Here is a 12,718-nt window from a genome sequence, read left to right on the forward strand (position 1 = left end):
ATAATACTCGATAGGTTTTACAACCGATTCACCAACCGCTTTTAAACCTGCGAAGTGAATAACACTATCAATAGTATGTTCACTGAAGATTTTGTCTAAGCAGGCTCTATCTAAAATATCACCTTGATAAAACGTGACGTCTTTGCCTGTTATTTTTTTTACGCGAGCCAATGACTCATTTGATGAATTGCTTAAGTTATCGAGTACAACAACGTCAGTACCTTGTTGTAATAACTCTAATACGGTGTGAGAACCGATGTATCCGGCTCCGCCGGTGACTAAAATGGTCATAAAACTTCCATCTTTGTAATATTTTCTTATACGCACGCAGCAAAAAAGGGCCAGAAAATTAGTATTCTCTAGACCTTAATTAATTTTTAATCTATACGGTTCAATAACCTAATTAAATTAGACTGCCTTCAAGTGTCTTTCAGAAGGGATAACCATTTGCGTTACGAAATCAGTAAATTCTTCACCCAAGTTTTCGTCACCCATGCTGTATTCAACTATCGCTTTTAAATAGCCTAGTTTATCGCCACAGTCGTGGGCACGGCCGCTCATGTGGAATGCTTCAACAATTTCGTGCTTCATTAGCTCATCGATAGCATCAGTAAGCTGAATTTCGCCGCCTGCACCCGCTGGTGTTTTAGCAAGTAATGGCCAAATCGCTTTAGATAACACATAACGACCTACAACTGCAAGGTTAGATGGTGCTTCTTCAGCTTTTGGCTTTTCGACCATAGTTTTAATTGGTGCACTTTCGCCCGCTTTAATTTTCACGCCACTAATATCAGCAATACCATATTTATGTACGCTTTCTTGTGGTACTGGTTCAAGCATGATTTGGCTTGCTTTAACTTCATTAAAACGCTTGATCATAGCAGCAATGTTTTCGGTTTTTTGATCTGCAGTGTAGCTATCTAAAATTACATCGGGCAATACAACAACAAAGTCGTCATCACCCACGATTGGTTTTGCACACAAAACAGCATGGCCTAATCCTTTAGCCTCGCCTTGGCGTACGTGCATAATGGTTACATCGGGTGGACAGATAGAGCGTACTTCTTCAAGCAGAGTACGTTTTACACGTTTTTCGAGGGTTGCTTCAAGCTCAAAGCTGGTATCAAAGTGGTTTTCTATGGCATTTTTAGAGCTATGGGTAACTAATACAATCTCTTTAACACCTGCCGCTACACACTCGTTTACTATGTATTGAATAAGCGGTTTATCAACTAAAGGCAGCATTTCTTTAGGAATTGCCTTTGTCATCGGTAACATGCGAGTACCAAGGCCCGCAACAGGAATAACAGCTTTCATAACTAGTCCCTTATTTAATAATTTAATCTACAATAACATCAAACTAACAGTACCAAAGTAGATACAAGCTGAATGGTTTTTCATATATTTTCGTTAAAACCAATAATTAAAAAGAGTAAATCAAACCAAAGTTTATTCTGGCTTTCTCTTTTATTTCTCATTCACTTCTCTTAGTGCAAATACTATCGCGCGAAATAAATTTCACGCCTACGGTGCCATCTATCACCTCAGCGGCGAATATGCACACTCGGCTTACCACTTAAAGCTAGTTTAGCTTAATCACTACCAAACAAATCGCGGGTATAAACCTTATCTGCTACATCTTGCAGCTCTTCGGCCATCCGGTTCGATACAATTACATCAGAGATATTTTTAAGCTCATCAAGGTTTTTGATCACACGCGAATTAAAGAACGCTTCGCCTTCAAAGGTTGGTTCGTAAACTACCACCTCAATACCTTTAGCCTTAATGCGTTTCATAATGCCTTGAATAGCCGACGCCCTAAAATTATCAGAGCCTGACTTCATCACTAAACGGTAAATCCCCACCACTTTAGGGTTGCGTTTAATTATCGATTTAGCAATAAAATCTTTACGGGTTGTATTGGCATCAACAATCGCGCGGATCATATTGTTCGGTACATTTTGGTAGTTAGCCAAAAGCTGCTTGGTATCTTTTGGTAAACAGTAACCACCATAGCCAAACGATGGGTTGTTATAATGTTTACCAATACGTGGGTCTAGGCCTACACCTTCAATAATCTGTTTTGCATCTAAACCATGGCTTTCAGCGTAGCTGTCTAGCTCGTTAAAATAAGCTACACGCATTGCAAGGTAAGTGTTCGAAAATAACTTAATCGCCTCAGCTTCGGTTGAGTCAGTAAATAATACTTCGATATCGGTTTTTACAGCGCCTTCTGCCAATAAATTTGCAAAAACTTTTGCGCGCTCACTTTGTTCACCCACAATAATGCGTGATGGGTGTAAGTTATCGTATAGCGCTTTACCTTCACGTAAAAACTCAGGCGAAAAAATAACATTATCAGTGCCAAACTGTTCTTTAACCGCCTTGGTATAACCCACAGGCACTGTCGATTTAATAATCATAGTTGCGGTTGGGTTTATTGCTAACACATCAGAAATTACCGACTCTACCGAGCGAGTATTAAAATAGTTGGTTTCTGGGTCATAATCAGTTGGGGTGGCAATAACTACAAACTCTGCATTCAAAAGCGCAGACTCTTTATTAGTTGTAGCAGTAAAATTAAGTGGCTTATTTTGTAAAAAATCGCTAATTTCCGTATCAACGATTGGCGATTGTTTACTTTGTAATAGAGCAACCTTTTGCTCATCAATATCCAAAGCAACGACCTTGTTATGCTGCGCTAAAAGCATTGCGTTAGATAAACCAACATAACCAGTACCCACAACACATATCCGAAATGTTTTCATACAATAATACCTAAAAAACTACGTTAAATTTTGTAATTTAGAGCTGCTTTTAAAATCTCTTTCGTGAATGCAAAAAAAGATATTGAGTTCATGTACTTAGGAAACTTTTTCAAACTAAACAAAAGAGCGAGGAAGAACCCACAAGGGGTACCATAAACAGCAGATAACATAGCACCTTTAGCTTGTACTCTAGCTTTTGTAGTAAAAAAATCAGTGCCGCTTGAAACTGGAGGGTGCTTGCAAACTACAATAGGGAAAAAGAAACCTCTTCCACCTGCTTTGAGTAAATCGTTACAAAAAATAAACTCTTCACCTGAAGGGTACCTAGCACCTAATCCAAACATTTCATTAAACCGAATCGAATTTTCTGATAAAAATTCAACAGATACAATAATCTCTATACTACTTATTTTGCCACATGACAGTGATGATATATTGAAACTATCATTTTTATAACACTTAAACTCCTCACCATCAAAAGTTTCGACCTTTCCTACAGCAAATTCTAAATTTTTATCTTCCATTAGAGAGGTAAGCTTTTTAAGTCCTCGAAAGTTAATCTCAACATCATCATCACAAATATATATATAATCTTTATTATCGGCAATTTTGAGTGCTTGAAAAATAGCATTATTCCTATTGATTGATAGGCCAAAGCCATCGATAAAAGAAATTAAAACATTATTACCAAAAATCTCCAAAGTCTTTTTTCTATATTCATCTGTTGGAATTACTCTGTTCCCTTGACACGAGACTATGTAAGATACATGCTCATTATTATCTATATTTATAAAAGGGCTTAAAGTCATTAACCTATCATAGGTTGTAGATACGCATATATACACCATAATTAACTCAACTTACCTTTTTTAATAAATATAATAGGAATAATTAGAAAGAACAAAAAATAGAAAAAATATTTTTGATACAAAATAAACTGTAAAGATTGATTTATTGGAATAGTAGCAAAAAAAACCAATGAAGCTGGCCACCAAATATAGTGATTCTTTATAATGAGAAACCTAAAGAAATATAAGTAAAACGATAGTATTAGTACAACAATCCAAGGAACAATAAACACACCTTCCCAAGAAAAAAAGGCCCATGCTTCCCCAATAAAAAAAGTATTTGAATTCACTAAGTTTGTAAGATCTTTATAGATGTAAGGAAGTATTAATTCATCTGGTTTAGGCTCCCTAACACCAAGAAGTTCAGAAAATGGCAAATCTGAAAAAACCCCCTGTAGACTTGGTGGATAGTACTGGTAGAAATAATACATCCCTTGGTTTTGCCCAACCAACAACCTATCCATAATACTAATGACAACCTCGTTAAGCCCCCCCTCTTTCCCCATAAAAAAACCATAAAATAAGATAAGAAAAAGCATTAACAATGAGAGTTTAATTATCATTGAAACTGAAGCTGTATAAAACTGAATGTAAGCGAAAAAAAATCCCATAACTAGAATAAGCATAGGTGCTTTTTGTATATCAAACATCAAATTTGGCACTGAAATAATTAATGAAATAATGAAGTATTTTATAAAAACTTTATTTTTAGTTCCCAAATAAGTATATAGGGATGCAATTGGTAAATAAAAGCAGAATAAATACGCTATCTTTCCAATGTAAGCTAAATCAACAGAAAGTTCTCTTTTTTGAATAGCAGCGCGTAGTAACGCAGCATTAACGAAATCACCTTTTATTAATGACACCAAAGGTGAAACAGAATAATTTAGAACAAACTTAAAAAGAGTGTAAAAACCAATAAAAAAGATCCCCACCCTTATCAAAGTTTTAATTTCATCCACATTTATATCATACCTTAAAAGTGCTGAGTTAATGCTAAAGAACTTTATAAATAAGCAATACCCTATTAAAATAATCATCACTGAGTAAAAAACAAAAACAAAAACAGTCTCTTTAGTATCATCACTAATAGACTCCAATCTAATGGGCTCTAAAAAAGATAAATACACTAAAAGCACACCTATAAAAGTGGAAAATATTAGCTGATAAAATATTAATGGAGCAGAAAATAAAAAACCGTCACTTATAGTACTTTTTACAAGATAAAACACCAGAAGAAATAGCAAAGGCGTTAAAAACAGAGCTACATCAGCCATTTAAAACTCTTCTTAAACCACTAAAATAAATCCTTAAAATTTTATTCATACAACCATTTCCAAAACTTTTTAAGTAATACCTTAAGAAGTTAAAAGTTAATAAATATAACGCCCTAACTTTAAACTCCCTGTAGTCCACAAGTATATCAACTATCCCGCTATACATTTTAACATAGTTTGAAGTAGTGCTGTTATGTATCCTGTATTTAGTTAAGACCTCCCCAAGTAAGTACATTACACACCCCGACTGTGATAATTTAAGCCAAGCTCCCCAATCTTCAATTGATTTATTTTCGTCGAAACATCCTATGTTAATTAATGATTTTTTCCTATACATTACACTTGGTGCAGGAAAATAGAAACAGGTACTAAAAAAATATCCAAAATCAACAAAAGCTTGTGGAGCTGGATTATTTTGATCAAGAAAACGCCCTTTACTATCAATCCTTTGCACATATGTTGCGCAGGCATCAATTTTCAAGCTCTCCATAATATTGAATTGCTTTTCCAATCTATCCGAGTACATTAAGTCATCAGAGCCAATAATAGCTATATACTTACCTTTTGACTCAAGTATCCCACGGTTTATTGCTGCAGATACCCCAGAATTTTTTTGGTAAATATATTTAAACCCTCTTTCTAAACTGTAGTTTTCAAGCAATTGGTGCATACCACAAGGTGAACCATCATTTATCACTATCAATTCAAAAGAGCTAAAGGTTTGACACAATACAGAATCTATTGTAGAAATTATAAAATCAGCATGCTGATAATATGGTATAATAACAGATATTTTACAAGACATTATTACCTCTTCGATTAAAAAAGAAGTGCCTTACAGTTAAAAGTAAAGTAAGAAAATATATAAAATAATTCAATGAATAAGCAAATACAACCCCTTCAATACCCATAATATTTGTACACAATTTGACTAAGAAAACAAATGTGATTGTTGTAAATATTTCTAGAAAAACAAATACCTTCACTATTGATTTAGATAATAGTAAAAATGAGAGTAACCAAGAACATATTTTTATAAAATCACCAACAAGCTGCCAAAAGAAAAGTTCTACCATAGGTGAGAAGTCACTTGAAAAAAGTAACTCGACTAAACTTTCCCTCATAAAGTAAATAAGCAGCGTTACCGCTAATAGTATTGGAGTAATAAATTTATATGCATTAAACAACTCTTTCTTTAACTCTTCTCTACAATTAATCTCAGAATAGCGTGGTAAGAAATATGTTGAAAGCACCGTAGTTGCAGAAAATAGATACATCGAAGAAATATACCATACACCTTGCCAATACCCAGCAAAATCCTCTCCAAATTTTAAAGTAATCTCGCTTCGAATTAACATCAAAGCTATTGGCATACACAAGGCGGAAGTCAATGTCATTATAGAGAATTTGGACAAATTAATTGCATGTTCTTTATTGAATTTAGCTGTAAAAAAACAAAATCTTGCAACAAAATGGTTTCTCAATTTAAATATTAAGAATAAAAACACTATAGATTGATTGAGAACTATAGCTAGCAGCACTCCGTCGAGTGAGTAATTATATATAAGAATCAAACTCAAAAACAAGCCGATTAAACTTTGACTTATATTAATTGCTATATACTTTTTTATTTCTTTAAGCCCATTTAAAACAGCTAAAGCAAGACTATTTAACACGTATAAGAAAAGACTAACGCTCAATATTTTGAATATATAGCTTAATTCCTTTTTACCAAGAAGGCTAGAAGATAAATACTCTGATATAGAAAAAATAACCACACTAATAATGAGTGTAACTGACAAAGTAATTTTTAACGATGTAGAAAAGAGCTCATATAGAACAGCCGGTTGACTCTTAAACTCAGCAGTATACTTTGTAACACCGGGTACAATACCGCACTGCGATAGTGACATTACAGACTGAAAAAAATTCTGAAATTGGCCTACAGTTGCTACACCTGCCGGACCAACAAATAAAGCTAGTGCCTTGTTAATTACCAAGGCACTCAAAAGTTTCACTAATGTTGATGCAAGACTCAATAAAGAGGTTCTAGCTAGATTCATTTGAAAGAATTAACCGTATCAATAATATAAGCTAGATCTTTATCAGTTAGTACAGGACTTATTGGCAAACTTAACACCTGCTCATGAATTCTTTCAGTTACAGGTAGCTGCATGTTATTATATTCTTCATAAGCTTCCTGCTTATGTGGAGGTGTAGGATAATGAACAAGCGTTTGTATTCCATTTTTTGCTAAAAAATTAACTAACTTTTCTCTATTCTTAATTTTTATGACAAATAAGTGCCAAACATGGGTTTTTAAATCACCAACTTGTGGTAGCCCAATTAACGAATTATTTATTCCTTCCAAGTAACTTTTTGCCACCTTTTGGCGTGCTTTAATTTCACTGTTAAGGTGCTTTAATTTTACACGTAACATAGCCGCTTGGATTTCATCCATTCTACTATTTACACCTTTAAACTGATGTACATACCTTTCTGACGTTCCGTAATTACCAAGAGCTTTAATAGTTTTAAATAATTCATTGTCATTTGTAATAACAGCTCCTGCATCACCTAGAGCGCCTAAATTTTTACCAGGATAAAAACTAAATGCAGCTGCATCCCCCCAACTTCCGGCCTTTTTACTATCAAGCTCCGCGCCATGAGCCTGTGCGCAATCTTCAAGTACTAGTAGTTTGTGCTTTTTAGAAATTTCTAGGATTTCTTTCATTGGTGATATTTGCCCGTACAAATGAACAGGTAATATAACCTTTGTTTTAGAAGTAATAGCTTTTTCAATATTACTTGCATCTAAATTAAATGTTTTTTCATCGGGCTCTACAAGAACAGGCACTAAGTTATTCTCAGTAATAGCAAGTATTGAAGCTATATAAGTGTTGGCTTGAACAATTACCTCGTCACCATCGCTAAGTTGTCCGAGCTCCTTCCAAGCTCGTAAAGTTAGAGAAAGTGCGTCTAAACCATTAGCAACCCCCGCACAATAGTTTGTTTGGCAGTATTGTGAAAACTCACTTTCAAATGCGTTTAATTCATTACCATTTAAATACCAACCAGAATCAATAACGCGTGAGCAAGCATCTTTAAGCTCCTGTTGGTATTGTGTATTTACTTTCTTTAAATCTAAAAATGGGATCATTTACTTATCTCTTTTGCAGGGTTCCCTACTACTATAGTATTTGCTCGGACATCTTTAGTAACAACAGAACCTGCACCTACCATCGCGTACTCACCAATCTTGATACCAGGTAAAATAGTTGCATTTGCGCCGATAGACGCACCTTTACAAACTACAGTATTCAAAAACTTATCTGGATAATGCTTTGATCTAGGTCGTATATCATTTGTGAAGGTCACATTTGGGCCAATGAATACATCATCCTCTATAGTCACACCATCCCATAGTTGAACGCCACTTTTCACGGTTACCCTGTGACCTATAATTACATCATTTTCAATTAAACAGTGTGAACAGATATTACATTCATTACCTACTTTTGCATTGGGCAATACAACACAAAACTGCCAAATGTTTGTACCTTCCCCAACGTCCTTAGATTGAACATCACTCATCGAGTGAATCATAAGCTTACTTCCTTTAAAAACTGATCATAATCACGGATATAATCACTCTCATCATAGAGTTCACTAGCAATTACCATTAATACGCAGTCATAAGTAAATTCTGACATCTCTCGCCACAGGTTATTACCAATATACAACCCAACAGTCGGGTCATCTAACTTAACTTTTTCGCGTTTAGTACCATCATCTAAAGTAAACAAGCAACTACCTTTTACACAAATAGCTACTTGTTGTAATGCTTTATGGGCGTGAAACCCCCGAGTTACATCTTTGTCTGTATTAAATAAGTAATAAACTCTTTTTATCTCAAATGGTACATTCTTATTTTGCTCAAGGGATATTAAGTTTCCTCGCTCATCGCCTAACGATTTAAAGCTTAATAGTTTTACTAAACTCATCCTTAATCCTTAAAAATCTCTAACAAGTACCTTCCATAACCATTTTTTGCTAAAGGTTTAGCTAAGTTTGTAATTTCTTGCTTTGACAACCAACCATTATTAAAGGCAATTTCTTCTAAACAAGCAACTTTATAACCCTGACGCTTTTCAAGCGTTTCAACAAACTGAGCTGCTTCAAGTAAACTTTCGTGAGTCCCGGTGTCTAACCAAGCAAAACCACGACCAAGAATTTCCACATTAAGCTTATTCTGCTTTAAATACATTTCGTTAAGGCAGGTAATCTCTAATTCACCACGATGTGAAGGTTCAACTTCTTTTGCCAATTTAACAACTGAATTGTCGTAAAAATAAAGTCCTGTTACAGCAAGGTTTGACTTTGGATTGTTGGGTTTTTCTTCAATCGAAATAGCTTTTTGATTTTCATCAAATTCAACTACGCCAAAACGTTCAGGGTCTTTTACTTGATAACCGAATACAGTTGCACCTTGACCTTCTTTTGCATTTTGTACTGCATGCTTTAATTTTGGAGTAAAGCCTTGACCGTAAAAAATGTTATCACCTAATACAAGGCATGCATCGTCATTACCAATGAACTCTTCACCTAATATAAAAGCTTGCGCTAGCCCATCAGGGCGAGGCTGTACAGTGTAACTTAGCTCAATACCAAACTGCGAACCATCACCCAGTAAACGTTTAAAAGAATCGCTGTCTTCAGGAGTTGTAATAATTAGTATTTCACGAATACCCGCTAACATTAAAACTGATAGCGGATAATAAATCATTGGTTTATCGTAAATAGGTAATAACTGCTTTGATACACCCATAGTGATAGGGTACAGGCGAGTTCCCGAGCCGCCAGCGAGTATAATTCCCTTCATTTTATTTACCTTGAGTTACTTTGTTTATTTCGCCAAGACGTTCGCGCTGGTATGTACCATCTTGTACATTTTGAGACCAGTGTACGTTATCTAAATACCATTGAACTGTTTTACGTAAACCTGTCTCAAAAGTCTCAATAGGTGTCCAGTTGAGGTCTTTATTCATTTTTGAAGAGTCTATTGCATACCGGCGGTCATGCCCTGGTCGGTCATTCACAAATTTAATTTGCTCTGCATATTTAGTAACTTTAGGCACTAACTCATCTAAAATGCTGCAAATTGCCTGAACAACTTCAATATTTTGTTTTTCGTTATGACCGCCTATGTTATATGTCTCACCTACTTCGCCTTCTGTCACTACTTTATACAACGCTCTGGCATGGTCTTCTACATATAACCAATCACGAATTTGATCACCTCTACCATAAATAGGCAAATCTTTACCATCAAGCGCATTTAAAATAACAAGCGGAATTAGTTTCTCTGGAAAATGATATGGCCCATAGTTATTAGAGCAATTAGTGAGTATCGTTGGTAAACCATATGTGCGTTGCCAGGCTCGAACCAAATGATCGCTTGATGCCTTACTTGCAGAATAAGGACTACTTGGTGCGTAAGGTGTTTGTTCGGTAAATAATGGTAGCTCTTGTTTGTAGTCTTTAACTTCATTTGGATGTGGTAAATCACCATATACTTCATCTGTAGAAATATGATGAAACCTAAATGCAGACTTTTTATTTGCCTCGAGATCATTCCAATATTCCCTTGCAACTTCCAGCAAGGTATAAGTACCTAGAATATTCGTTTGAATAAAGTCACTTGGACCTGTGATAGAACGATCAACATGACTTTCTGCTGCTAAGTGCATAACAGCATCAGGCTTAAACTTAAATAAAACCTCTTCTAATGCTTGTGCATCACATATATCAACTTTTGCAAAACTGTATCGTTCACTCTGCTCAATCGATTTAAGTGACTCAAGATTACCTGCATATGTCAATTTATCAACATTTAAAACACTATCTTTTGTATTGTTTATTATATGACGTATTAGCGCCGAGCCTATAAATCCGGCCCCACCAGTTACAAGTATTTTCATACAGAATGTTTTATAAAACCTTTAATTGAGTAAATACTAAAATGATAACATGCTTTTAATAAGTTAAGCTTTACCACCTCTCGATAGAAACGCCATTGCCACTTAAGTACTGAAAACTTATTCTGAGTCATGCCTGAATCTATACGATAATAAGCAAGTGTTTCACGAATACAATAAGCTTTAGGTGTTATCTTTAAAACCTTCAACCATAGCCCCATATCTTGCCTTTTACGTATGAGCGGCATAAATTGCTTTCCAACAATTTCAGTATCGTAAATAGCCGTTAAACAACCAATCACATTACTACTGAGTAATTTACTATAGTTTGTACTTAAAGGTGGAGTTACTACCCCTAAATAAGAGTTCCCAGTAAACTTTTGATACGAAGTATAAGTTAGGCCGTAGTTGTGCTCGAGCATAAACGTAATTTGCTTCTCAAGCTTTGCTGGGTGCCAAAGATCATCAGAATCTAAAAAAGCAATGTAGCGCCCTTTCGCATGCGTAATCGAGTTGTTTCTTGCAGCTCCCGCCCCACCGTTTTCTTTATTTACATATAACTTAATGCGACAATCCTTTGCACAATATTGTTCAACAACATTTTGAGTATTGTCAGATGATCTATCGTCTGTAATTAATAACTCCCAGTTTTTAAAAGTTTGCAGTATAACTGACTCGATACTTTCAGAAATATACTTTTCTGAATTATACGCAGGCATAATAATGGAAACTAAAGGCTCATTCATATTAACGACCCATTCCAAATAGTACCGTTTTAACAGTCAACAAAAGTATTTTTATATCTAAATACAACGTATGATGTTTAATATAATGAATGTCATACTTATGTTTCCAAACAGCATCTTCAACTGACGCGCCATAAGGGTATTTAACTTGAGCTAAGCCTGTCACCCCAGGTTTTACTGCATGTCTAAAACGGTAATATGGTATCTCTTGTTCTAAGTCCTCAATAAATACCTCTCGCTCAGGTCGAGGGCCAATAATTGACATTTCACCTTTTATGACGTTTATTAACTGTGGTATTTCATCGATTCGAGTTTTTCTAATAAATTTACCGACCCTTGTAACTCGCGCGTCATTTTTTGAAGCCCATTGAGCCCCATTTTTTTCAGCATCATTGCGCATAGAGCGGAATTTAAATACTTCAAACTCGATATTATACTGACCTGTTCTTTTTTGCTTAAATAAAATAGGCCCAGGGCTTTCAAGCTTAATTAATAACATCGTAAGCATGGAAAATGGCAAAGTGACTATCAGCAATAATACCGCGCTTACTATATCTACGAAGCGCTTAGTTACTTGTGTTTTTTTGTGGGACAGTATTGAAAAAGCTTTTTGGTGTAAGAAATAACTACTATGGAGCAATCGCACTTCTGTATAACCTAACCTATCATCTAAATAGCTGACCAAAGGCTCAACCCAAGCACCATATTCTGTAGCTTTTACTAAAAATTTACGCTGTGCTTTAGTTAAATCACTGCTTTGATAGTGACATATCACTTTTTTTGTAAAATCAGTTACAGTGTAATCGTTGACTACTATATCAAATGAATAATCTTCAACAATAATGCCTATGCTGTTTGCAAGTTCAGGTGGGCAATATACATAAATTCTATCCTGCGATAGCACTTCTTTTTTTGATTTAAAATGCTCTTTCAATTGAAATGATCCTAAGTCAAAAGAATCATCCATGTTATTTTGATCATCATTAAGTGAAATTACTTTTAGGCTCATTGCCCACTCCATTTTGTAATTTTGTATAAACACTTCTCAATACTTAAGTATGTATTTTACTCTAATTTTATTACATTTGTAACAATAAAAAA

14 protein-coding genes are annotated in these 12,718 nt (G+C 34.9%); all 14 read right to left on the minus strand.

Translation table 11 applies throughout. The annotated features are described in order from the left end of the window. On the minus strand, positions 1 to 291 hold a 291-nt coding region (locus tag WA256_RS19060), incomplete at its 3' end, for an SDR family NAD(P)-dependent oxidoreductase (protein WP_335992924.1). A gap of 117 nt (positions 292 to 408) precedes the next feature. Beyond that, positions 409 to 1,317 (minus strand): UTP--glucose-1-phosphate uridylyltransferase GalU, encoded by a 909-nt coding sequence (gene galU / locus WA256_RS19065; RefSeq protein WP_335992926.1) that lies wholly within the window; start codon positions 1,315 to 1,317, stop codon positions 409 to 411. Positions 1,318 to 1,592: 275 nt separating this feature from the next. Then, complete coding sequence (locus WA256_RS19070) at positions 1,593 to 2,768, minus strand: nucleotide sugar dehydrogenase (RefSeq protein WP_335992928.1); 1,176 nt, start codon at positions 2,766 to 2,768, stop codon at positions 1,593 to 1,595. A 23-nt stretch (positions 2,769 to 2,791) separates the two neighbouring features. Next, positions 2,792 to 3,577, minus strand: a complete 786-nt coding sequence (locus WA256_RS19075) for a glycosyltransferase (protein ID WP_335992930.1) — start codon at positions 3,575 to 3,577, stop codon at positions 2,792 to 2,794. A gap of 41 nt (positions 3,578 to 3,618) precedes the next feature. Next, positions 3,619 to 4,893, minus strand: a complete 1,275-nt coding sequence (locus tag WA256_RS19080; protein WP_335992932.1) for a hypothetical protein — start codon at positions 4,891 to 4,893, stop codon at positions 3,619 to 3,621. Next, complete coding sequence (locus WA256_RS19085) at positions 4,886 to 5,698, minus strand: glycosyltransferase family 2 protein (RefSeq protein WP_335992934.1); 813 nt, start codon at positions 5,696 to 5,698, stop codon at positions 4,886 to 4,888. The genes WA256_RS19080 and WA256_RS19085 overlap by 8 nt, the downstream gene beginning before the upstream one ends. Continuing rightward, positions 5,688 to 6,956 carry an O-antigen translocase gene (locus WA256_RS19090; RefSeq protein ID WP_175083426.1) on the minus strand — a complete coding sequence of 423 codons (1,269 nt, stop codon included), beginning with the start codon at positions 6,954 to 6,956 and terminating at the stop codon, positions 5,688 to 5,690. Before WA256_RS19090 ends, WA256_RS19085 begins: the two co-directional genes overlap by 11 nt. Beyond that, positions 6,953 to 8,053 carry a DegT/DnrJ/EryC1/StrS family aminotransferase gene (locus WA256_RS19095; protein WP_335992936.1) on the minus strand — a complete coding sequence of 367 codons (1,101 nt, stop codon included), beginning with the start codon at positions 8,051 to 8,053 and terminating at the stop codon, positions 6,953 to 6,955. Before WA256_RS19095 ends, WA256_RS19090 begins: the two co-directional genes overlap by 4 nt. After that, on the minus strand, positions 8,050 to 8,499 hold the full coding sequence (locus WA256_RS19100) for an acyltransferase (protein WP_175083424.1): 450 nt from the start codon (positions 8,497 to 8,499) through the stop codon (positions 8,050 to 8,052). Before WA256_RS19100 ends, WA256_RS19095 begins: the two co-directional genes overlap by 4 nt. Beyond that, positions 8,496 to 8,897, minus strand: coding sequence for a sugar 3,4-ketoisomerase (locus WA256_RS19105; protein WP_175083423.1), 402 nt, complete (start codon positions 8,895 to 8,897; stop codon positions 8,496 to 8,498). The genes WA256_RS19100 and WA256_RS19105 overlap by 4 nt, the downstream gene beginning before the upstream one ends. A gap of 2 nt (positions 8,898 to 8,899) precedes the next feature. Then, entirely contained in the window at positions 8,900 to 9,775 is an 876-nt protein-coding gene (rfbA, locus tag WA256_RS19110; protein WP_175083422.1) for a glucose-1-phosphate thymidylyltransferase RfbA, read from the minus strand. A 1-nt stretch (position 9,776) separates the two neighbouring features. Further along, complete coding sequence (rfbB, locus tag WA256_RS19115; protein WP_175083421.1) at positions 9,777 to 10,874, minus strand: dTDP-glucose 4,6-dehydratase; 1,098 nt, start codon at positions 10,872 to 10,874, stop codon at positions 9,777 to 9,779. After that, on the minus strand, positions 10,871 to 11,617 hold the full coding sequence (locus WA256_RS19120; RefSeq protein WP_335992939.1) for a glycosyltransferase family 2 protein: 747 nt from the start codon (positions 11,615 to 11,617) through the stop codon (positions 10,871 to 10,873). Before WA256_RS19120 ends, rfbB begins: the two co-directional genes overlap by 4 nt. Position 11,618: 1 nt before the next feature. Then, positions 11,619 to 12,584 (minus strand): exopolysaccharide biosynthesis polyprenyl glycosylphosphotransferase, encoded by a 966-nt coding sequence (locus WA256_RS19125; protein WP_371319683.1) that lies wholly within the window; start codon positions 12,582 to 12,584, stop codon positions 11,619 to 11,621. Between the last annotated feature and the right edge of the window lie 134 nt (positions 12,585 to 12,718).

The sequence above is a fragment of the Pseudoalteromonas sp. CH_XMU1449-3 genome, assembly GCF_037027245.1.
GTDB classification, from domain to species: Bacteria; Pseudomonadota; Gammaproteobacteria; order Enterobacterales; family Alteromonadaceae; genus Pseudoalteromonas; species Pseudoalteromonas shioyasakiensis.

What these genes read in the sequence shown, in the direction of transcription:
- WA256_RS19095 (WP_335992936.1), bottom strand. Translation starts at nt 8,053, where the DNA reads ATGATCCCATTTTTAGATTTAAAGAAAGTAAATACACAATACCAACAG.
- rfbA (WP_175083422.1), bottom strand. Translation starts at nt 9,775, where the DNA reads ATGAAGGGAATTATACTCGCTGGCGGCTCGGGAACTCGCCTGTACCCT.
- WA256_RS19070 (WP_335992928.1), bottom strand. Translation starts at nt 2,768, where the DNA reads ATGAAAACATTTCGGATATGTGTTGTGGGTACTGGTTATGTTGGTTTA.
- galU (WP_335992926.1), bottom strand. Translation starts at nt 1,317, where the DNA reads ATGAAAGCTGTTATTCCTGTTGCGGGCCTTGGTACTCGCATGTTACCG.
- WA256_RS19085 (WP_335992934.1), bottom strand. Translation starts at nt 5,698, where the DNA reads ATGTCTTGTAAAATATCTGTTATTATACCATATTATCAGCATGCTGAT.
- WA256_RS19100 (WP_175083424.1), bottom strand. Translation starts at nt 8,499, where the DNA reads ATGATTCACTCGATGAGTGATGTTCAATCTAAGGACGTTGGGGAAGGT.
- rfbB (WP_175083421.1), bottom strand. Translation starts at nt 10,874, where the DNA reads ATGAAAATACTTGTAACTGGTGGGGCCGGATTTATAGGCTCGGCGCTA.
- WA256_RS19105 (WP_175083423.1), bottom strand. Translation starts at nt 8,897, where the DNA reads ATGAGTTTAGTAAAACTATTAAGCTTTAAATCGTTAGGCGATGAGCGA.
- WA256_RS19090 (WP_175083426.1), bottom strand. Translation starts at nt 6,956, where the DNA reads ATGAATCTAGCTAGAACCTCTTTATTGAGTCTTGCATCAACATTAGTG.
- WA256_RS19080 (WP_335992932.1), bottom strand. Translation starts at nt 4,893, where the DNA reads ATGGCTGATGTAGCTCTGTTTTTAACGCCTTTGCTATTTCTTCTGGTG.
- WA256_RS19125 (WP_371319683.1), bottom strand. Translation starts at nt 12,584, where the DNA reads ATGGATGATTCTTTTGACTTAGGATCATTTCAATTGAAAGAGCATTTT.
- WA256_RS19075 (WP_335992930.1), bottom strand. Translation starts at nt 3,577, where the DNA reads ATGACTTTAAGCCCTTTTATAAATATAGATAATAATGAGCATGTATCT.
- WA256_RS19120 (WP_335992939.1), bottom strand. Translation starts at nt 11,617, where the DNA reads ATGAATGAGCCTTTAGTTTCCATTATTATGCCTGCGTATAATTCAGAA.